Below are 18,199 nucleotides of genomic sequence, written 5' to 3'. Positions count from 1 at the left end.
GGACAGTGAAGACCTCACAGACATAATTGGCCCGAAACAGATGTGGGAGCGGGCAAGCCCGCTCCCACATCTGTTTCGGGCCAATTATGTCTGTGAGGTCTTCACTGTCCGCCTTGGTGCATGCCTCAAGTCTGGTGAGGCGGCACCAGCGTCCACGCAGAGACCGCGTCGTACAAACAGGGCGGACAGTGGAGATGGACCAGGAGTAACTGGCCCGAAACAGATGGGAGCGGGCTTGCCCGCGATGCGCCGCGCGGGCGGCGCTCGATCTCAAGTACGCTGCAAAACCATCGACAAGCGCATGGCCGCCCTCATGCGGTAGCCGTCAGGACCTTGGCGGGGCAATCAGCATAATCAGCGCATCCAACAACGCCTGGCCACGCTGCGCACTGAAACGCTCCGGTTCGATAGGCAGCATCATCAGCCAGCCATCGCAGATCGTGCTGATCTGGTCGGCCAGCACATCCGCAGCAATGTCCACGCGGATCTTGCCTTGGGCCTGGCCCCTTTCGATCACCACGGTGAACACCTGACGAAAGCCTGCGTAGCGCTGCCTGATGATGTCGGCGAACACCGGCTCGTGCCGGGCGTGGGCGAGCAGCTGCAGCCAGGAGAGCCAGATGGTCGACTCGTCGGAGCTGACCCATTGCAGCCATTGGCGCAGCAGGGAGGCAATGTCGATCTGGGCCTGGTTGGACTCCAGCAGCATGTCGACCTGGTCGAACAGGTTCTGCGCCACCTCGCCGATCATTTCTTCCTTGTTGGCGAAGTAGTAGGTCACCGCCCCGGTGGTGCAGCCGGCCTGTTTGGCGACCTTGCGCATGGAGGCGCCGGCATAGCCTTCCTGGGCGATCACGGCGATTGCCGCCGTCAGCAGTTCGGCCCGTTTTGCGTCGCGATCGCCGACAGGCCTGCCTCGTCGGGCTACGGGTTCCGGGGCGATGTCGCAGTCGCTGGAAGTGGCGGCTTTGGAACGGGCTTTGGTATCTGGCATGGGCGCTCAAGAAATGTCGGAGTCGATTGAAAGAACCCGTTCACGGGTGTCGATGCGGACGAAATGAGCCCCAGCATAGAGAAGTTGCGCGAATAAAACATCCTGGTACGGCGGGGTGCGGCGCGTCCGCACCCGCCAGAGGGGGATAGGTCAATCCGGGTTGCCGCAACCGGCGACCGCCACGGCGCGAATCTCGACGCGCAGTGCCTCCAGCGCCAGCTGGGTGATGCCAACCGCAGTCCAGGAGGGGTAGCGATCGGGGAAGTACGCGTCCTTGACCCGCGAGAACTCAGGCATATCGCTTTGCAGCTGAGTATGGAAGGTCGTCAACTCGACCACGTCGGCCAGGCTGGCCCCGGCCTCTTCGAGCACTTGCCTGAGCGACTGGAACGCCAGGTGCGACTGTTCGACGATACCGTCGCCAGGCTTCATTGCCGGGTCTATCCCCACTTGCCCCGACACCCAGATCAAGTCACCCACGCGGGTAGCCTGGGAGAAATGGAAGTTGTCGTAGAAGGCCTGGGTTGCAGGCGGGTTGATGGACTGGCGCTTGAGGTTGTTGGTCATCCTGGGTGTGCCTCGCTCAGACGACTTGGCGGAAGGTCGGGTGGCGGAAGGGGGCTCCCGCAGCCAGATGCTCGAGTTCCTGGGTGAACAGCACGCCTTGCGGTGGGTAGCCGGCCTGGCTGTCTGCCGGCAGCGGGCTGAACGTGGCGTCATCGCCAAAGAAGCGGAAGACGAAGGTGCGTCTGCTTGGGAAGTCTGCATCGACGGGGGCGCCACCGTGCAAGGAACCCGGGTGCAGCAGCACCACATCACCCGGCTCGGTGGCCCACGACAGGATGTCGTAGGCCTGCGGGTTCACACGACGTTCGGCTTCGATATCCGGCAAGCGCGGCAGGGCACCCTTGCCGTGCAGCGGTTGGGTCGGGTCGTCGGGGTCGGTAAACGTGGTGCCATCGTAGCGTGGCCCGCGGTGGGAGCCACGGATGATTTCCAGCGCATTGCGCTGGGGCACGGCATCGAAGCTGATCCAGGCATTGCCCCAGTGGTTGCCGGCCCAGGGCAGGTAGGAGGTGTCCTGGTGCCACAGGGTTCTGGCGCCCTGGCCGCCGGCCTTGAGGAAGACTTCTTCAGCGAAGTACCAGACATTCTTCGAGCCCCAGATGCGGGCGAACAGCTGGCCCAATGGTAGGCCCGCAACCAGCGCTTCGAGCCGTTGCTTGGCCAGGGGGTTGGCATTGTCGACGTGGGATTGCTGGGTGGTCCCGGCGAACATCCGGGTGGCATGCGGGCCGTGGTTGAGCACGGCCCAGTCGTAGGCCTCCCGGCAGCGCTGCAATTGCAGCGGGCTCAACAGGCCCTTGACCAGCACCGCACCCTCTTCATGAAACGCTTTGCTCAGTGAGTCTTGCATGGCTGTTCTCCTGGCCTTTTGTTGCGTGGTGACCAGGAGCCTAGCAAGCAGCATAAGTTTGCGCAACGTTTGTTATTTTAAATTGGTAGTGTCTTTGATGTGGGGCGACACTCATTGATGCCAGGCCGGATCAGCGGGCGCTTGAGGCTGCCAAAGCGCTGATCAGTCGATCATTGAAGGCGGGAATATCAGCTGGCTGGCGGCTGCTGATCAAGTTGCCATCCACGACCACCTCTTCATCCACCCAGTTGCCGCCCGCATTGCGAATATCGTCCTGCAAGGTCTTGTAGCTGGTCATTCGCTTACCCTTGGCCAAACCACTCGACACCAACAACCATGCGCCATGGCAGATTACCGCCAGTGCCTTGCCAGCCGAGTCGTGGCTCTTCACCAGTTTCTGCGCGCCTGGGTTCAGCCGTATCGTGTCGGCGTTCTGCACCCCGCCAGGTAATACCAGTGCGTCGTAGAGGTCCAGGTGGGCACTTTCGAACGTGGCATCGACGGCGAACTCATCGGCGGGTTTGTCATGATTCCAGCCTCTGACAGCGCCATCCTTATCGGCCAGGATGTCCACTATCGCGCCCTTTTGCTCCAGCGCCTCACGAGGGCCGGTCAGTTCGACCTGTTCGAAACCGTCGGTGACCAGGAAGGCCACGCGTTTGCCATTGAGGGGTGCATTCATCGCTGCATCTCCTTGTAGTAGAGGGTACCGGGGCGGCGAACGCCGCCCGGTACCGCGTCGGATCAGCGTTCCTGGTCTCTTTGCTGACCCTGTTGCCCACCCATGCCCCCCGTATCGGAAGGCTTGTCCCTGTCACCGAGGTCGTCCGGGCGCCCGCCCTGGCGACCGGTGTCGCGGTCCTTGTCCCAATCCTTGTTCATCTTGTCTTCGGGTTTCTGTCCCGGTTGCTGGCCGCCTCTCTGCTGGCCGGGCATATCACCACCGGAGCCATGGCCCCCTTGCTGCCCGGTATCGCCTACCTGGGGCTTGGCGGTGCCGCCTTGATCTGCGCCTTTGTCTTGGTTGTTAGCCATGATCGTTTACCTCAGATGAAACACAGAACGCCTGTGTTCAACTGTGACGCTGCAGCGGTGCAGCCCTCTGCAAATGGTTTCAAGCTTTCGGACGAGGCGCTTTAACGACCCCTGGCCCAACCTTTAGCGAGTGAATACCTGTTGGCGGGTGGTTCAACCTTGTGCCCGTTGGCCGGATGCTGGGCCGTACAAGTTGAACATTGACCTGGCACGGCACTCACACAGGCAAAAGGTGCCCAGAGGAATGGCTTGTGAGTATCGAACGCAGTATTGCCCAGCTCGAAGCCTGGTATGCCCAGTACGACGACATCAGCTACCGACGCGAGTCGCCAGACGCTTACCATCATGAGCTGGTTCGCACGGCCGAGGCCCTGCGTGACGATGGCGCCATCGATTGGGACGACTGGCTGGCACTCAAGACATTGGCGGACGAGGCCCACCTGCGGGCGCTTGAGGACGCCGTGCAAGCCCGCGTCAACGACCCGGATGCATGACCGTGTTGAAGATCGCCACGTTCAACATCAATGGCATCCGCAGCCGCCTCCCGGCGCTAATGACCTGGCTTGCGCGGGAGCAGCCGGATATCGTCTGGGCGAGGGCGATGCCTGGGTGCGTAATGAAAGCAAGGCCAGCGACCACGCGCCGGCCTGGGGCGAATTGGCACCACTTCGTGCTCGGGTTTAGGGCGTTTTGAGCTGCCCGACGCGGACCGCCGCGCAGTGCGCTGCACATCGAATCAAACTTCTCGGGGTGGGTGCTTTCTTCTATGGACATACCCAGGAGAGACCGCCATGACCAAGCCAGAACATACCCCCACCGGCTCGCCACAAGGCCCGCACTCATCCGAGCAGGCCAATCCCAAGCACGACCTTGGGTTCGATCCTGACTCCCCCGATCTGGAAGACCCACAGGTCGATCCGCAAGGGGCTGCAAAGCCGCCCAGGGACGATGAAAAACACTAGCCGAGCGTGGGGCCGCCTAGCGGCCCCGGTCTCAGTGCTCCACCTGCTTGGCAGCTTCGACTCCTGCTGCCGAGAGCTTGATGGGGTAGTTCACGCTGACGTGATGGTCGTCGCCAACCGCGACGCTGCCATCCTGGATCAGCCCATGATCCTGCAGCGTCTTGAGCATGCCTGCTACCGCTAGCTCGCCGCGGTAGTTGTCCAGCACCTCCTTGCCCAGGCCTTGCGGGTGGGCATGCAGCAGGCGAGTGAGGATTTCCGAGCGCAACGCATCGTTTGCCATGGCGGGCCTCGCGTGTGTGAAGATCATTTGCCGTGGGTAGCTTGTAGCGCTCTGGCCTGCTCCAAGTGATGCTCGAGGGTCGGCAGCGTTTGGCTGGCGAATGCCTTCAATTCAGCCTTGTCCGACGAGGCGGCTTCTTTCTTGAACAGCGCCACGGCCTTTTCGTGGGCATCGACCTGGTTGTTGACGTAGGACTTGTCGAACGACGCCTCGCGCCATTCGAGGATCATCTTCCTCACCTTGTCGGTCAGCGCCGCTTCGTCGGGTACGCTGATGTCCAGCTTGCGGGCGATTTCGGCAAGCTGCTGATTGGCCTTGGCATGGTCGCTGGCCATCTGCTGGGCGAAGGTCTTGATATCGGCGCTCTGGCTTTTTTCCAACGCCAGGTTGGCGGTGACCACCTCGGCGATACCTGCTTCGCTGGCAGCCTCGACGAAGTCGTCGGACGAGGCGGCCTGCACCTGCCAGGATGCCATGCCCAGGATCAGTGACAGCCCTGCATACTTGAACAATGAATGGCTCATGTTGACTCCTTGCTATCGGTGGCGCGACGTCGGTGTCGCATACGGTGGAGCCGCAGGCGGGGGTAAAGGTTTAGTTTTTCTGCCTGCTGTCATGCGGTCCATGCGTTACCGCGGCATCAAGCCCGAGTGGCCCTGGGAGGGGGATCAGCGCAATGATGCGGCGAGTGCGGCATCACACTCGAGCAGAACCTGGATCACTTCACGCATTTCCCGACTCATTAGCCTCATCTGCCTAAACCTTGCAAAGCGACAGCGGGCTATCTCGTTATTGGCGCGAGGGTGAGGGTTGCGCGCCAGTACGGCTTCGAAAATGTAATGGGTGCGCTTGGCCGATTCGTAGCGCATCAATAGTGCCAGTTCTTCTGTGTACAGCCCTGTTTCCTCGAGCAGTTCCCGTTGTGCAGCCTGTACAGGGGTTTCGCCCGGTTCGATCTTGCCACCGGGTAACGTCCAGGTTGACTTGATGCGCCTGACCCACAGCCATTTTCGGCTGCCGCGCGCCAGGCGACAGATGACGGTGGCGCGGGGCTTGGTTGGTTTCATGGGGCTCCAGAGAAACAGGCGGCAAAGGGTTTCGTCGACAAATGCTGGGATAAGTTTCCACCATCCCAGGCAAGCTAGGCAGCGGGCCTCGATGGTTCTGAGGCAATCTGCCTCGCGCGCTCTACGCCCCACGCCAAAGCCCTTGCAAGGGTCTCACCAGGGCGGCTGCCATAGGTTTCCTCACGAATGGCTTCTCCCGAGGGCGCGTAGATGCCGATGAACAACTGCGTGGCGCCGGTCCGAGACAAGCGCGTTTGTACCTCGAGCAGGGTCCCGTCCGAAAACACTTCTTCATGCACCCTGACGTGGATATGGACACCTGCCCATTCCCGGTATTTCTTGCCTCGGATGCGCATGTTCACCTCCACTGATCCGTTTCAATTTCGACCGGGTGGAGAGGTAACGGATCAAGCGAAGTAGCAACCAGCCTGACCAATGGTCCCAAGGCCTGTTCAAGGCGCAATTCGGCGCGAAGCGAACCGGCAACGGGCCGGACCTGGTCCACCGGCTGGAACCTCTACATTGCCGCGCGCTGCTCACCCTTGTGCATTTTCTTCTGCGCCTGCATGGTGTTACCCAATTCTTCGAGTACCGCCTTGCCCAACAGCTTCCTGGCGGTTGGAAACAACTCGCCTTCCTCTTCCTCGATATGGTGCTCCAGCAGCTCCTTCATCACTTTCACTCGCCCGGCGAATTCCACGGTGCCGGTTTCGGTATGCAACAGGTCCGGCAGTACCAGGGCGTCGACGGTGCGGTGTTCCTCCTTGGCCTCGTAGTACATCTTCGCTTCTTCCTTGCCACCGGCCTGCTTGATGGCCGGGTAGAGAATCTGTTCCTCCAGTGCGGTGTGGACCTGCAACTCCTGCTCGATGCGGTGCAGCAGTTCGGCCCGCTTTTTCACGGCTCGCTCGGTGGTGGCGGCCAGCTCTTCCAGCAGTTTTTTCACCAACTTGTGGTCTTCAACCAGTAGGTCGATAGCGTTCATGGCGTTACCTCGATGCAGGCGATGAAAGGTGGACCTCGCCTGGGGATGGAGCAGGCCTTTGCTGCGACGGTTCCATGGCGACGATGATCGGCAGCAGTGGGCAGCGCGACAACCTGCGCTCATTCGGCCGTGGTGAGGACCAGTTGGTTGTCCTTGAGGTGGACCAGCGCGTCGAGGTCGTGGTCGGTAGCCGTTGGTACCCACTCACAACGTGTTTTGCGCTTGCCATTGGTTCAGCAGATCCCGCCGGTCTCGACAGGGCTGATGGGCCTGAACTTTGGCAACGGTCGAGCTTCTTTGCTGTATAGCCGTCGATTGCATGTTGCGATCGAATCAACGGAAGGAGAAGCGGTCATGACCGATCCTGTCACGTATTTCTGGATCGCCGTGGTGGCGATCATTCTGCTGCTCGACCTGTGGGCGATCGTCAGCGTGTTCCGTAGCGACAAGTCCGACGCCAGCAAGGTGATGTGGTCGTTGCTGTTGGTGATGTTGCCGATCATTGGCCTGGCCATATGGGGTGTCGCGGGCCCGAGAGGGATCAAGCGTGGCACCGGCCCGACATCGCCCGAACATAGCAAAGGGTAAGGTGAACCATGAGCAAGGCATCTGAAGCGAATACGAACCCGGTCAGGTCGAAAACCCAAGAAACCCAAGGTGAAGCGGAGCGGGACAATGATGCCCACCGGCCGGATGGCTCGGCCGGAACCTCCCACGATTCCACCGCGCAGCAAGTGGCGCGTGGCAAGGGGCGTAGGAAACCGTAATGCTGCATGTGCCGCACCCGTGTGCAAGATGAAGGCCGGGATAGACGGCCAGGCTTGATGGGCGCGCTATCGTCGTTTACCCACCATGAACCCCATGGCCGCTGCTGCGACGATGACGGCCGGGTGTCGGTCCAGATGCCACGCGAGTGGAATCATGCCAGCGGACCGTCGAACCTGTTGCAGGGAACCCTCTGCGCTGGCCGGGCTCTTCTGTCAAACAAAGCAGGACAGCCCGTGATGAATGCCTTCACTGAGCGGATGACGCCGGCGCAATGTCGGCTTGCCGCCATCAACAGATGGTTCGAAACCTACGACGATCATGCTCTGCGCCGACATTGCCCAAGCACCTATCACGACCAGTTGCTACGCCAGGCCGACGAAATGGACCGGCTGCACTTGATTGCGTGGACCGAGTGGCGAGACCTGCGTCGGCTTGCTGATCGGGCGTTCATGAAGGCAGTCGCCGGGGCGGATTATCATGTTCTCGCCCATCGATAAAGGGCTATTGCGCCATTCGTCCAGCCAATCGCACTACGCGCTTCGACCGGCAATCAACCGTTGTGCCATACCCACTCAGGAGTGATTGCCATGCCTCGTGGAGAGAAGGGCAAGTACACCGACAAACAAAAGCGCAAGGCCGAGCATATCGAGCACAGCTACGAGCAGAAGGGCGTGTCCAAGGATGAAGCCGAGTCGCGCGCCTGGGCCACCGTCAACAAGCAGTCCGGCGGCGGGGAAAAGCCCGGTGGCTCGGGCAGCAAGACCTCTTCGAGCGAGAAGAAGGCTGCCCGCGCCGACTCGGCCAAGCGCGCTGCGAAAACGCGTCAGGGCCACGCACGCACATCTGCTTCGTCACTGCAAAGCCAGACTAAGCAAAGCCTCATGAAAGAAGCACGCAGCCGAGAGATCAAGGGCCGCTCCCGCATGACCAAGGTAGAGCTGATTGAGGCATTACAAGAAAAGGGATGAGACAGGGGCTTTGGCGATTTTGCGTCGAGGAGCGCACTTTAAATTGCTGGAAACTCCGGCACCGGCCAACCTTTGCGTAGGTGGCAGGGCGCACCAGTCTTGATTCAGCTTATCGTCAGCGGCTGGCGCAATACCGATTCACCGCGCTGCCCTGAGCCGTCGCCACAACGTGGTCCGGCTGATGCCCAACTGCCGCGCCGCTTCGTCAAGATTGCCCTGGCAATTGTCCAGGGTCTCCTGCACATGACGCAGCTGAGCGGCCTTGCCGATGCTGTGCAGGTCCGACTCCCGGGAGGGCCTGGCACGGCTGGTCGGCGGGGCGCTGGCGCACAGCTCGGGTAGCACCCGCGCCAGGTACTGTTCATCCACGCCATGCTCCCCCAGCAGTTCGCGGGCCGAGAGCATCGCGCGCTCGATCACGTTCTCCAGCTCACGCACATTGCCCGGCCATCCATGGCGCGTCAGGTAGGGCAGCAGGGCGCCTGGCACATCCGCCGCACCCGGCGGCTGGCCCTGGACCAACAGGCGTTGGCTGATGCCCCGGCAGATCAGGGCGATATCCTCGGGGCGCTCGCGCAAGGGGGTGGTTTGCAGGCGCAGGATGTTGAGCCGGTAATACAGGTCGGTACGAAAATCGCCATCTTGTATCGCGGCACTCAGGTCCTGATGGGTGGCGGCGATGATGCGTACATCGATCGCGATCGGCTCGGTGCCGCCCAGGCGCAGCACCTCGCGCTCCTGCAGCACACGCAGCAGGCGCGTCTGCAGCGGCACGGGCATGTCGCCGATCTCGTCAAGGAACAGCGTGCCGCGGTGCGCCACTTCGAACAGGCCGGGTTTGCCGCCCTTGCGCGAGCCGCTGAAGGCGCCTTCCTCGTAGCCGAACAGTTCGCTTTCCAGCAGTGACTCGGGGAACGCTGCGCAGTTGATGGCGACGAAGGGGCCTTGCCGACGCGGGCTCTCGTTATGGATGCCCTGGGCCAGCAGTTCTTTGCCGGTGCCGCTTTCACCGGTGATCAGGATGGTTGAATGACTGGCGGCGAAACGCCTGGCCAACTGCAGCATTTCGCGGTTGGCCCGGCTGTTGCCATCGAGCTGTTCGAGCCGATAGCGGGCCGTGAAGGCGCCGGGGCGGCGGGTGGAGCGGATGCGTTGGTCCGCCCGCTGCACGGCGGTGGTGTCCTGGCAGGTCAGGACCAGGCCGGTGCGCTGGCCGTTCTCGAGGATCGGCAGCAGGTTGCTGACCACTGCATGTGAACCAAGCCGGATCACCCGGTTTTCCTCGCCGCCGTCCGTAAACGCTTGTTGCAAGTCCAGTTCCGGGCACAGCTGCTGCAGCGGACGGCCCAGCGCTGCGCTCAGTGGCAAATCCAGCAGGTGGGCCAGGGCCGGATTGAGCGACTGCACCACGCCCTGGTTGTCGACCGCCGCCACCCCCGTGGGGATGTGTTGCAGCACGGCGTTCAAGTGCCGGCGCTTGGCGATCTCGATCCGTTGGCTGTCGAGAATGCCCAGGGCCTCTTCGAGCGCCTTGCGCACGGTGTCCTCGCTCAGCGACAGCACGCCGTGCAGGCCTGCCTGTTCCGCCAGCTCCACCACCGTCGAGGAACCGATGATGCTGCGACATCCCAGCCGGGCGGCCTGTTCGACCGCTTGGCGCGCCTCTTCCAGGGAGGTGTAGGCGGCCTGGTGAACCTGCACCGTGAAAAGCGCGGCCATGGCCTTAAGGCCCTGGTCGATGCGGTGGTAGCTGAGCAAGGCCACTTGCGAGGCATGCTCGCGCGCCTGCCCCAGCGCCCGCAGCAGGTCATCGCCGCCCACGCGCATGGTCAGGACCGGGCGCGCCAGGTGCTTGCGCAGGTAGGCGGCAGTGGCCCCGGCGCAAATGAACACGTCGGCTTCGCCGCGCAACTCCAGTTCGCGGGCGACTTGCAACGCCTCGGTCACCGAGGTGTCGAGCACTTCGATGTGGGTGTCGGGATAGTCCGCGGCGAGCGCGGCCACCATGTGCGCGAGGCGGCTGCGTTGCTTGGGGGGCTGCAGGTGGCTGATCAGCACGACGACCTGGGAGGTGGGGGAGTGCATGGCGGCGCCTGTTCAGAGTTGAAGTGTTTCCATCCTGAACTAATTCGTTTCATCTATGCAATGCAGCGCTTCGCCAGCCTTTCCCGTGATCCGCTGCAGGCCAGGTATGACAAGGCCTTCAGGTGATCCAGGCAAAGTTGGCCCAGGCGTTGCTCCAGCTGACCTGCCCACTTGAAACCTAAGGCAGGATCATTGATTCATGAGCAGTTCTTCTACGACGTGTCCGGCAGGCGACACGGTCGCGGTCGCGACCGATGAACAGCGCCTTGTCGAGTTCATCCGTGAGCAGGCAACGGCAACGCGCGTTGTCATGCAAACCCGCAAGCGCCTGAGCGGCGGTGCCATCCAGGAAAACTGGTTGCTCGAACTGCTGATCGAGGGCGGCCCCTGGGCCGGTGCCCGGCGCTGGGTGCTGCGCAGCGACGCGCTGTCCGCGCTGCCGGCCAGCCTCGACCGTGCCCAGGAGTTCGCCGTGTTGCAGGTAGCCCATCAGGCCGGGGTGAAAGTGCCGCGGCCGCTGTGGCTGTGTGGTGATACGCAGGTCCATGGGCGGGTGTTCTTCCTGATGGAGTATGTGCCGGGTGTCGCGGCCGGGCGGTTGCTCAGCGCAGGTGTGGGCGCCCACGGTCAGGCCCGGCTGGCGGAGCAGCTCGGCGCTAACCTTGCGCGCCTGCATCAGATCCGCCCGCCGAACGCGGCACTGGACTTCCTGGCCGTCCCCCAGCGTTCGCCGGCCCTGGCCACCGTCGATGCCTACCGGCGTTACCTCGATACCCTCGACGATGCTTATCCGGCACTGGAGTGGGGGCTGCGCTGGTGCGAGCTGCATGCCCCGCGCGACAGCCGTCTGTGCCTGCTGCATCGCGATTACCGTACTGGCAACTACCTGGCCAGTGAACAGGGGCTGGAAGCGGTACTGGACTGGGAATTCACCGGCTGGGGCGACCCTTGCGAGGACCTCGGTTGGTTCACCGCCCCCTGCTGGCGTTTCACCCGCCCTGACCTGGAAGCCGGTGGCATCGGCCAGCTGGCGGACTTCCTGCGTGGCTACCACCAGGTCTCGCCACTGTGGATCGAGCCCCGCCAACTGCACTACTGGCAGGTCATGGCGACCCTGCGCTGGGCGGTGATCGCGCTGCAGCAGGGGCAGCGCCACCTGTCCGGCGAAGAGCCTTCCCTGGAGCTGGCACTGACCGCGCGCCTGCTGCCCGAACTTGAACTCGACATCCTGAACATGACCGGAGCCGATGCGCCATGACCCAGCCGCACGCCCACGAACTCCTCGAAATCGCCCGCCAGACCTTGCTCGAGCAGGTGTTGCCGGCGCTGCCCGGCGAGCTGCGCTACCCGACGCTGATGATCGCCAATGCCATGGCCATCGCCGCCCGGGAAAACCGCCTGGACGCCGCCGTCAGCCTTCAGGAGCAGGCGCGCCTGGCCGCACTGATCGATGCGCCCGCGCCGTCGTTGCAGGAAGCCCGACGCCAGCTGGCGCGGGCGATTCGCCAAGGTCGCCATGACGCTCCGTACAGCACGCTTGCCCTGGTCGAGACACTGCGCCGGGTGACCCTCGACCGGCTGGCGATCAGTAACCCCAAGGCCGTGCGCTGAGCGCGGCGAACCCCTATCTCAAGACCGACAAGCACGAACAAGGACTCTCATGAACTTCACCCTCCCAGACGAACTGCTCGAACTGCAGGCCAGAACCCGCGCTTTCATTGCCGAACAGGTCATCCCGTTGGAAAACGACCCCCGCCAGGATGCCCATGGGCCCAGCGACGCCCTGCGTCGGGACCTGCAGGCCCGCGCCCAGGCCGCGGGCCTGCTGACGCCCCACGCCAGCCGTGAAATGGGTGGACTGGGCCTGAGCCATGCGGCCAAGGCCATCGTCTTCGAAGAGGCCGGCTACTCGCCCCTGGGCCCGGTGGCGCTGAACATCCATGCCCCGGACGAAGGCAATATCCACCTGATGGACGTGGTGGCCACCGAAGCGCAGAAGGACCGCTGGCTGCGGCCCTTGGTCCAGGGGCACGTGCGTTCGTGCTTCGCCATGACCGAGCCGGCGCCGGGCTCGGGGTCCGATCCGTCGATGCTGCGCACCACCGCCACCCGCGATGGCGACGACTACCTGATCAACGGCCGCAAATGGCTGATCACCGGGGCCGACGGCGCCGGGTTCGCCATCATCATGGCGCGCATGGAAGATGGCTCGGCGACGATGTTCCTGTCCGACATGCAGCGTGAAGGGATCGTCCACGAACGTCAGCTGGATACCCTGGACAGCTGCTTCACGGGTGGCCACGGGCAATTGCGCTTCGACAACCTGCGGGTGCCGGCCAGCGATGTGCTCGGCGAGATCGGCAAGGGCTTCCGCTATGCCCAGGTGCGCCTGGCCCCGGCGCGCCTGACCCACTGCATGCGCTGGCTCGGTGCCGCACGACGGGCCCATGACATTGCCTGCGACTACGCGCGCACCCGCGACGCGTTCGGCAAGCCGCTGGGCGAGCATCAGGGCGTGGGCTTCATGCTGGCCGACAACATGATGGACCTGCATGTGGTACGTCTGGCGGTCTGGCATTGCGCCTGGGTACTCGACCAGGGCCAACGCGCCAATGTCGACTCGAGCATGGCCAAGGTGATCAGCGCCGAGGCGCTGTGGCGGGTGGTCGATCGCTGCGTACAGGTGCTGGGCGGGCGCGGGGTGACCGGGGAGACCGTGGTGGAGCGGATCTTCCGCGACATTCGTCCGTTCCGTATCTACGACGGCCCGAGCGAAGTGCACCGCATGAGCCTGGCGAAGAAACTCCTCGACCAGCGCCATGGAGCCCACTGATGCAGCCGACCGTTGCCCGATTGTTCGCCCTCGATGGGCGCCGCGCCCTGGTGACCGGCGCATCCAGCGGCCTCGGCCGACATTTCGCCACCACCCTGGCGGCGGCCGGCGCCGAGGTGGTGGTGACGGCCAGGCGCCTGGCGCCGCTGCAGAGCCTGGTCGAGGCCATCGAGCTGGCCGGCGGTCGCGCCCGGGCCCTGGCCCTGGATGTGACCTGCCGCGACGATGTGTGCCGGGTACTCGACGCCGCCGGCCCGCTGGATGTGCTGGTCAACAACGCCGGGGTGAGCGACAGCCAGCCGCTGCTGGTCTGCGACGACCAGAGTTGGGACCGGGTGCTCGACACCAACCTCAAGGGTGCCTGGACCGTGGCCCAGGAATGCGCCCGGCGGATGGTCGCCGCGGGGCAGGGCGGCAGCCTGATCAATGTGACCTCGATCCTCGCCAGCCGCGTGGCCGGCGCGGTCGGCCCTTATCTGGCGGCCAAGGCCGGGCTTGCCCACCTGACCCGCGCCATGGCCCTTGAGCTGGCGCGCCACGGCATCCGGGTGAACGCTCTGGCGCCGGGCTATGTGATGACCGAGCTCAACGATGCGTTCCTGGCCGGCGAGGCTGGGGAGAAGCTGCGCGCGCGCATCCCGAGCCGGCGCTTCAGCCAGCCGCAGGACCTGGATGGCGCCTTGCTGTTGCTGGCCAGCGATGCCGGGCGGGCCATGAGCGGTACCGAGATCGTGGTCGATGGCGGGCATCTGTGCAGCAGCCTGTGAGCTGGCCCGGACCCAAGCCTGAGGCGACAACAACAATAAGCAGGAGATGTGTATGTACCTTCAATGCCTGGATAACCTGTCGATGGAGTGGCAGTGATGACTCACCCGACCTTCGAGCACGAGCTCGCCCCCAACGCAGCCAACCATGTACCGCTGTCACCGTTGTCGTTCCTCAAGCGCGCCGCCCAGGTGTATCCGCAGCGCGATGCCGTGGTCTATGGCGAGCGGCGCTACAGCTACCAGCAACTGCACCAGCGCAGCCGCGCCCTGGCCAGTGCGCTGGAGCGGGTCGGCGTGCAGCCGGGCGAGCGGGTGGCGATACTGGCGCCGAACATCCCCGAGATGCTCGAGGCGCACTATGGCGTGCCGGGCGCGGGGGCCGTGCTGGTGTGCATCAACATCCGCCTGGAGGCGCGCAGCATCGCCTTCATCCTGCGCCATTGCGCGGCCAAGGTACTGATCTGCGACCGTGAGTTTGGCGCGGTGGTGCAGCAGGCGCTGGCCATGCTCGACACACCGCCACTGCTGGTGGGTATCGACGATGATACGGTCGCGCAGGGCGAGTTGGCCGACGACCTGGACTACGAGACGTTCCTGGCCCAGGGCGACCCGGCCAGGCCGCTGAGCGCGCCGCAGAACGAATGGCAGTCGATTGCCATCAACTACACCTCCGGCACCACCGGCGACCCCAAGGGGGTGGTGCTGCATCACCGTGGCGCCTACCTCAATGCCTGTGCCGGGGCGCTGATATTCCAGCTGGGGCTGCGCAGCGTCTACCTGTGGACCCTGCCGATGTTCCACTGCAATGGCTGGAGCCACACCTGGGCGGTGACCCTGTCCGGTGGTACCCACGTGTGCCTGCGCAAGGTCCAGCCTGAAGCGATCCACGCGGCGATTGCCGTGCATGGCGTGACCCATCTGAGCGCCGCGCCGGTGGTGATGTCGATGCTGATCCATGCCGAGCACGCCGGCGCGCCGAGCGGGCCGGTGGCGGTAATCACCGGTGGCGCCGCGCCACCCAGCGCGGTGATCGCCGCCATGGAGGCCCGCGGCTTCATCATCACCCACGCCTACGGCATGACCGAGAGCTACGGCCCCAGCACCCTGTGCCTGTGGCAGCCGGGCGTTGACGAACTGCCCCTGGAGGCCCGCGCGCGGTTCATGAGCCGCCAGGGCGTTGCCCACCCGATGCTCGAAGAGGCCACGGTGCTGGATGCCGACAGCGGTCGGCCGGTGCCGGCCGACGGCCTCACCGTGGGGGAACTGGTGGTGCGCGGCAACACAGTGATGAAAGGCTACCTGGACAACCCCGAGGCCACCCGCAGCGCCCTGGCCGGTGGCTGGCTGCACACCGGCGACCTGGCCGTGTTGCACCCGGATGGCTACGTGGAAATCAAGGACCGCGCCAAGGACATCATCATTTCCGGTGGCGAGAACATCAGTTCGCTGGAAATCGAGGAAGTGCTCTATCAGCACCCCGAGGTGGTCGAGGCCGCCGTGGTGGCGCGCCCGGATTCGCGCTGGGGCGAAACCCCCCATGCCTTCGTCACCCTGCGCGGCGATGCCCAGGCCGCTATCACCGGTGACGACCTGATCCGCTGGTGCCGTGCGCACCTGGCGCACTTCAAGGCGCCGCGCCATGTTTCGCTAGGGGAGCTGCCCAAGACCGCCACGGGCAAGATCCAGAAGTTCGTCCTGCGCGAATGGGCACGGCAACAGCAGGCGGCTGCCGACAAGACGGGTTGAGCGTGCCTGCGCCATGAACGACGCAGCGGCCGACCGCAGGGGGATGCGTGGTCACCCTCGCGGTCAGCCGCTGGCCCGTTGGAGTCTGCTCCATCCAGGCGTACAAAAACTTCACACTATCCGCCAAAATACAGGCAAGTCGCGTGTCCATAGGCACCACCGCCACTCATCCCCGGGCTTCAACGATGACGTCCTATATCCGCGGTACCGCGTTACTGGGTTTCGACGAGTTCGCCACGGCGCAAGGGCTGGATGCACATGCCCTGCTGGCAGAGTGCGCGCTTGGCCCTGTCGATCCTGATGCAACCCTCGCTGCCCGGCAATTCAGCGCCCTGCTGGAGGCGTGCGCGCAACGCGCCGGCAACCCGTTGTTCGGGCTCCAGTTCGGCCTGCAACACGGTATGCGCGGTATCGGCAGCCTGCTGCATGTCATTCAGAACGAGGGCAGCGTGGGCGATGTGCTGAGCGCATTGAGCCGCTATTCCCACGTGCACAGCAGCGCAGCGGAGTTTCGCCTCGAACGCCAGGCCGGTCATGCACGGTTGTTGTATCAGGTCACCGATGCCGATCTTGCGTGCATACGGCAGACCGTGGAGTTGGCGATGGGGATGACCGCGCAACTGATGCAGAGCCTGCTCAAGGGCCAGTGGCACCCTCTCGGCATGCTGCTGAGCCACACGGCCGCTGATGTGGCGGCTGGTGCGTACCGCGGCTTGTTGGGTATCACGCCGCGTTTCGGCAACCGGGAAAACGCCTGGGTGTTCGATGCGTCACTGCTGGACGTGGGGCTTGGCGAAAAGGATGAGCGGCTCGCGCAACTGATGCGACAGCTGCAAGAGGAGCTGGCGGATATCACTTTGCAGGACCTGCCGTGGCACGTTCAAAAGCTGATTCGCAGCCGGATGCCCCATGGGCGGGTCACGATCGAACAGGTTGCTGCGGATTTGAATGTGAGCCCGCGCAGCCTGCAGCGCTATCTACTAATGGCGGACACGAGCTATCAGGAACTGCTGGACAAGACGCGCCAGGCAATGGCCATGCGCTTGCTGCGTGATGCCTCGATCAACCTGACTCAGGTGGCAGAGCTGCTGGGCTACACCCAGTTGAGCGCGTTTTCCCGGGCGTTCAGCCGCTGGCATGGCATCAGTGCGCAACAATGCAGGCGCCAGTTGCAACGTGGGCAGGACGATCAGCATGCCAGGGATGCCACGCCGCCACCGGCGAGGGCCTGGCCAACATGACCACAGTGCCTTTGGTTCGCGCGCTCAGCCTTGTAGGGTTCCACGATTTCGCCACCCGGCAAGGGCTTGATCCGGCACGGATGCTCAAGCAGATCGGCTTGCCGCTGCAAAGCCTGCAAGACGAGGACAGCCTGTTCCCCTACCAGCAATATTGCGCTTTGCTGGAGGCCTGCAGCCAACAGTCGGGGAACCCGTTGTTCGGTTTGCACTATGGCTTGTTCCAGGCCTCGAGCGTGTTCGGCGACCTGCTTCACGTGCTGCGCAATGCCCGTACGGTGGGCGACGCGCTGCTGGAATTGCGCAACCATTACGCGCTGTACAATGCCGCCGCCGAGGTAGGGCTGGACAGTGAAAACGGGCAGGTGATCCTCAGCTACCAGGTGCATCAGACCGATGCACCTGGCGTGCGCCAGGCAGAAGAACTGGCCTGTGCGGCCGGTATTCAGTTGATGCGCGCACTGCTGGGCCCCCACTGGCATCCCACTGCCATATGGCTGCGCCATTCGGCCAGTGCCGATACCGCGCTGTATGCGCAGGCCTTGGGCATGCCGGTGACCTTCGACGCACCTGGCCTGGCCCTGGTGTTCGAGTCGTCGGTGCTGGCGCAGCCGTGCGCCACCTGCGATGAAGCGTTGCAGCAACTGGTGGTGAGGAGCATGCAGCGCCTGGAGCCGTTGAGCAGCGATGAACTGGCCAGCCAGATCAAGCAGTTGCTGCAGCACTTGCTACCCAGCGGCCGGGCCACGGCGCAGAAGGTGGCCAGCATCATGGCGTTGACCCCGAACCAACTGCGCCAGGCCATGGCGCGTGAGGGCTTGTCGTTCCAGCAACTGCTTGAGGACGTCCGCCAGGGTATGGCTCACGCGTATTTGGCCAAGCCTTCGGTCGATATCGGCGAGCTGGCCAGGCTGCTCGGCTATTCCGACACCAGTGGCTTTTGCCGGGCCTTTCAGCGCTGGCACAACATGAGCCCGCTGAACTGGCAGAAGGCCCAGGGCATACAGCGGCAGCCACGGCTGCTGGGAAGAGGGCGCAGGCGACTGTAGAG

General features: G+C 63.9%; 23 protein-coding genes and 1 pseudogene. 13 read left to right on the top strand and 11 right to left on the bottom strand.

Going from position 1 to position 18,199, the window contains the following annotated elements; all coding sequences use genetic code 11:
* Positions 1–325 precede the first annotated feature (325 nt).
* The 5 genes from IX761_RS21540 to IX761_RS21520 all read right to left on the bottom strand — a co-directional run bounded on the left by IX761_RS21540 (position 326) and on the right by IX761_RS21520 (position 3,446).
* Entirely contained in the window at positions 326–994 is a 669-nt protein-coding gene (locus IX761_RS21540; protein ID WP_194791528.1) for a TetR/AcrR family transcriptional regulator, read from the bottom strand.
* Between the two features lie 150 nt (positions 995–1,144).
* Positions 1,145–1,561, bottom strand: coding sequence for a RidA family protein (locus IX761_RS21535; RefSeq protein WP_194791527.1), 417 nt, complete (start codon positions 1,559–1,561; stop codon positions 1,145–1,147).
* A gap of 16 nt (positions 1,562–1,577) precedes the next feature.
* The gene (locus IX761_RS21530; RefSeq protein ID WP_194791526.1) at positions 1,578–2,411 is read right to left on the bottom strand and encodes a phytanoyl-CoA dioxygenase family protein; all 834 of its coding nucleotides are present in this window, start codon (positions 2,409–2,411) and stop codon (positions 1,578–1,580) included.
* Positions 2,412–2,541: 130 nt separating this feature from the next.
* The gene (locus IX761_RS21525) at positions 2,542–3,093 is read right to left on the bottom strand and encodes a type 1 glutamine amidotransferase domain-containing protein (RefSeq protein WP_194791525.1); all 552 of its coding nucleotides are present in this window, start codon (positions 3,091–3,093) and stop codon (positions 2,542–2,544) included.
* A gap of 62 nt (positions 3,094–3,155) precedes the next feature.
* Positions 3,156–3,446: a hypothetical protein gene (locus IX761_RS21520; RefSeq protein ID WP_194791524.1), complete on the bottom strand. Its 291-nt coding sequence runs from the start codon at positions 3,444–3,446 to the stop codon at positions 3,156–3,158.
* A gap of 251 nt (positions 3,447–3,697) precedes the next feature.
* On the opposite strand from IX761_RS21520, the gene IX761_RS21515 reads away from it, so the two are divergent.
* From IX761_RS21515 to IX761_RS21505, 3 genes and pseudogenes are all read left to right on the top strand, one after another.
* Positions 3,698–3,940, top strand: a complete 243-nt coding sequence (locus tag IX761_RS21515; RefSeq protein WP_194791523.1) for a hypothetical protein — start codon at positions 3,698–3,700, stop codon at positions 3,938–3,940.
* Positions 3,937–4,032, top strand: a pseudogene (locus tag IX761_RS21510) (exodeoxyribonuclease III); the annotation flags it as partial. The gene IX761_RS21515 and the pseudogene IX761_RS21510, both read left to right, overlap by 4 nt.
* 205 nt (positions 4,033–4,237) lie before the next feature.
* Positions 4,238–4,408, top strand: a complete 171-nt coding sequence (locus IX761_RS21505; RefSeq protein ID WP_194791522.1) for a DUF6021 family protein — start codon at positions 4,238–4,240, stop codon at positions 4,406–4,408.
* 31 nt (positions 4,409–4,439) lie between these two features.
* On the opposite strand, the gene IX761_RS21500 is transcribed toward IX761_RS21505, so the two are convergent.
* From IX761_RS21500 to IX761_RS21485, 5 genes are all read right to left on the bottom strand, one after another.
* Positions 4,440–4,691, bottom strand: coding sequence for a hypothetical protein (locus IX761_RS21500; protein ID WP_194791521.1), 252 nt, complete (start codon positions 4,689–4,691; stop codon positions 4,440–4,442).
* Positions 4,692–4,714: 23 nt separating this feature from the next.
* Positions 4,715–5,215 (bottom strand): DUF4142 domain-containing protein, encoded by a 501-nt coding sequence (locus IX761_RS21495; RefSeq protein ID WP_194791520.1) that lies wholly within the window; start codon positions 5,213–5,215, stop codon positions 4,715–4,717.
* A gap of 144 nt (positions 5,216–5,359) precedes the next feature.
* A complete protein-coding gene (locus IX761_RS21490) occupies positions 5,360–5,758 on the bottom strand; it encodes an NUDIX domain-containing protein (RefSeq protein ID WP_194791519.1) in 399 nt (132 codons plus the stop codon).
* Between the two features lie 74 nt (positions 5,759–5,832).
* On the bottom strand, positions 5,833–6,114 hold the full coding sequence (locus tag IX761_RS27210; RefSeq protein WP_228533820.1) for a hypothetical protein: 282 nt from the start codon (positions 6,112–6,114) through the stop codon (positions 5,833–5,835).
* 161 nt (positions 6,115–6,275) lie between these two features.
* Positions 6,276–6,743 carry a hemerythrin domain-containing protein gene (locus IX761_RS21485; RefSeq protein WP_194791518.1) on the bottom strand — a complete coding sequence of 156 codons (468 nt, stop codon included), beginning with the start codon at positions 6,741–6,743 and terminating at the stop codon, positions 6,276–6,278.
* A 354-nt stretch (positions 6,744–7,097) separates the two neighbouring features.
* Between IX761_RS21485 and IX761_RS21480 the strand changes: the two genes are divergently transcribed.
* The 3 genes from IX761_RS21480 to IX761_RS21470 all read left to right on the top strand — a co-directional run bounded on the left by IX761_RS21480 (position 7,098) and on the right by IX761_RS21470 (position 8,479).
* On the top strand, positions 7,098–7,331 hold the full coding sequence (locus IX761_RS21480) for a PLD nuclease N-terminal domain-containing protein (protein WP_194791517.1): 234 nt from the start codon (positions 7,098–7,100) through the stop codon (positions 7,329–7,331).
* 416 nt (positions 7,332–7,747) lie between these two features.
* Positions 7,748–8,008 carry a hypothetical protein gene (locus IX761_RS21475; protein WP_194791516.1) on the top strand — a complete coding sequence of 87 codons (261 nt, stop codon included), beginning with the start codon at positions 7,748–7,750 and terminating at the stop codon, positions 8,006–8,008.
* 90 nt (positions 8,009–8,098) lie between these two features.
* Positions 8,099–8,479 carry a termination factor Rho gene (locus IX761_RS21470; protein WP_194791515.1) on the top strand — a complete coding sequence of 127 codons (381 nt, stop codon included), beginning with the start codon at positions 8,099–8,101 and terminating at the stop codon, positions 8,477–8,479.
* A 138-nt stretch (positions 8,480–8,617) separates the two neighbouring features.
* Here the strand turns inward: IX761_RS21470 and prpR are convergent, their stop codons facing one another.
* The gene (gene prpR / locus IX761_RS21465; protein ID WP_194791514.1) at positions 8,618–10,564 is read right to left on the bottom strand and encodes a propionate catabolism operon regulatory protein PrpR; all 1,947 of its coding nucleotides are present in this window, start codon (positions 10,562–10,564) and stop codon (positions 8,618–8,620) included.
* A 199-nt stretch (positions 10,565–10,763) separates the two neighbouring features.
* Here prpR and IX761_RS21460 point away from each other — a divergent pair, with 199 nt between their 5' ends.
* The 7 genes from IX761_RS21460 (at position 10,764) to IX761_RS21430 (ending at position 18,197) form a co-directional block, all read left to right on the top strand.
* Positions 10,764–11,822, top strand: coding sequence for a phosphotransferase family protein (locus IX761_RS21460; protein ID WP_194791513.1), 1,059 nt, complete (start codon positions 10,764–10,766; stop codon positions 11,820–11,822).
* Positions 11,819–12,175, top strand: coding sequence for a DUF6285 domain-containing protein (locus tag IX761_RS21455; protein WP_194791512.1), 357 nt, complete (start codon positions 11,819–11,821; stop codon positions 12,173–12,175). Before IX761_RS21460 ends, IX761_RS21455 begins: the two co-directional genes overlap by 4 nt.
* 49 nt (positions 12,176–12,224) lie before the next feature.
* Positions 12,225–13,397, top strand: a complete 1,173-nt coding sequence (locus IX761_RS21450) for an acyl-CoA dehydrogenase family protein (protein ID WP_194791511.1) — start codon at positions 12,225–12,227, stop codon at positions 13,395–13,397.
* Positions 13,397–14,164: an SDR family NAD(P)-dependent oxidoreductase gene (locus tag IX761_RS21445; RefSeq protein WP_194791510.1), complete on the top strand. Its 768-nt coding sequence runs from the start codon at positions 13,397–13,399 to the stop codon at positions 14,162–14,164. The genes IX761_RS21450 and IX761_RS21445 overlap by 1 nt, the downstream gene beginning before the upstream one ends.
* Positions 14,165–14,260: 96 nt before the next feature.
* On the top strand, positions 14,261–15,910 hold the full coding sequence (locus tag IX761_RS21440; RefSeq protein ID WP_194791509.1) for an acyl-CoA synthetase: 1,650 nt from the start codon (positions 14,261–14,263) through the stop codon (positions 15,908–15,910).
* 47 nt (positions 15,911–15,957) lie between these two features.
* Positions 15,958–17,151: an AraC family transcriptional regulator gene (locus IX761_RS21435; protein WP_323744595.1), complete on the top strand. Its 1,194-nt coding sequence runs from the start codon at positions 15,958–15,960 to the stop codon at positions 17,149–17,151.
* Positions 17,148–18,197, top strand: a complete 1,050-nt coding sequence (locus IX761_RS21430; protein WP_194791508.1) for an AraC family transcriptional regulator — start codon at positions 17,148–17,150, stop codon at positions 18,195–18,197. Before IX761_RS21435 ends, IX761_RS21430 begins: the two co-directional genes overlap by 4 nt.
* Positions 18,198–18,199 lie beyond the last annotated feature (2 nt).

It is taken from the genome of Pseudomonas sp. UFMG81, from assembly GCF_015354575.1.
Lineage (GTDB): Bacteria > Pseudomonadota > Gammaproteobacteria > Pseudomonadales > Pseudomonadaceae > Aquipseudomonas.
The sequence above is the reverse complement of the archived record's forward strand: the minus strand, read 5'-3'. Positions and strand labels throughout refer to the sequence as shown.

Coding starts and splice junctions, on each gene's coding strand:
- IX761_RS21530 (WP_194791526.1), bottom strand. CDS start 2,411: ATGCAAGACTCACTGAGCAAAGCGTTTCATGAAGAGGGTGCGGTGCTG.
- IX761_RS21520 (WP_194791524.1), bottom strand. CDS start 3,446: ATGGCTAACAACCAAGACAAAGGCGCAGATCAAGGCGGCACCGCCAAG.
- IX761_RS21445 (WP_194791510.1), top strand. CDS start 13,397: ATGCAGCCGACCGTTGCCCGATTGTTCGCCCTCGATGGGCGCCGCGCC.
- IX761_RS21500 (WP_194791521.1), bottom strand. CDS start 4,691: ATGGCAAACGATGCGTTGCGCTCGGAAATCCTCACTCGCCTGCTGCAT.
- IX761_RS21480 (WP_194791517.1), top strand. CDS start 7,098: ATGACCGATCCTGTCACGTATTTCTGGATCGCCGTGGTGGCGATCATT.
- IX761_RS21495 (WP_194791520.1), bottom strand. CDS start 5,215: ATGAGCCATTCATTGTTCAAGTATGCAGGGCTGTCACTGATCCTGGGC.
- IX761_RS21430 (WP_194791508.1), top strand. CDS start 17,148: ATGACCACAGTGCCTTTGGTTCGCGCGCTCAGCCTTGTAGGGTTCCAC.
- IX761_RS21460 (WP_194791513.1), top strand. CDS start 10,764: ATGAGCAGTTCTTCTACGACGTGTCCGGCAGGCGACACGGTCGCGGTC.
- prpR (WP_194791514.1), bottom strand. CDS start 10,564: ATGCACTCCCCCACCTCCCAGGTCGTCGTGCTGATCAGCCACCTGCAG.
- IX761_RS21450 (WP_194791511.1), top strand. CDS start 12,225: ATGAACTTCACCCTCCCAGACGAACTGCTCGAACTGCAGGCCAGAACC.
- IX761_RS21440 (WP_194791509.1), top strand. CDS start 14,261: ATGACTCACCCGACCTTCGAGCACGAGCTCGCCCCCAACGCAGCCAAC.
- IX761_RS21475 (WP_194791516.1), top strand. CDS start 7,748: ATGAATGCCTTCACTGAGCGGATGACGCCGGCGCAATGTCGGCTTGCC.
- IX761_RS21485 (WP_194791518.1), bottom strand. CDS start 6,743: ATGAACGCTATCGACCTACTGGTTGAAGACCACAAGTTGGTGAAAAAA.
- IX761_RS21540 (WP_194791528.1), bottom strand. CDS start 994: ATGCCAGATACCAAAGCCCGTTCCAAAGCCGCCACTTCCAGCGACTGC.
- IX761_RS27210 (WP_228533820.1), bottom strand. CDS start 6,114: ATGCGCATCCGAGGCAAGAAATACCGGGAATGGGCAGGTGTCCATATC.
- IX761_RS21535 (WP_194791527.1), bottom strand. CDS start 1,561: ATGACCAACAACCTCAAGCGCCAGTCCATCAACCCGCCTGCAACCCAG.
- IX761_RS21525 (WP_194791525.1), bottom strand. CDS start 3,093: ATGAATGCACCCCTCAATGGCAAACGCGTGGCCTTCCTGGTCACCGAC.
- IX761_RS21455 (WP_194791512.1), top strand. CDS start 11,819: ATGACCCAGCCGCACGCCCACGAACTCCTCGAAATCGCCCGCCAGACC.
- IX761_RS21490 (WP_194791519.1), bottom strand. CDS start 5,758: ATGAAACCAACCAAGCCCCGCGCCACCGTCATCTGTCGCCTGGCGCGC.
- IX761_RS21505 (WP_194791522.1), top strand. CDS start 4,238: ATGACCAAGCCAGAACATACCCCCACCGGCTCGCCACAAGGCCCGCAC.
- IX761_RS21470 (WP_194791515.1), top strand. CDS start 8,099: ATGCCTCGTGGAGAGAAGGGCAAGTACACCGACAAACAAAAGCGCAAG.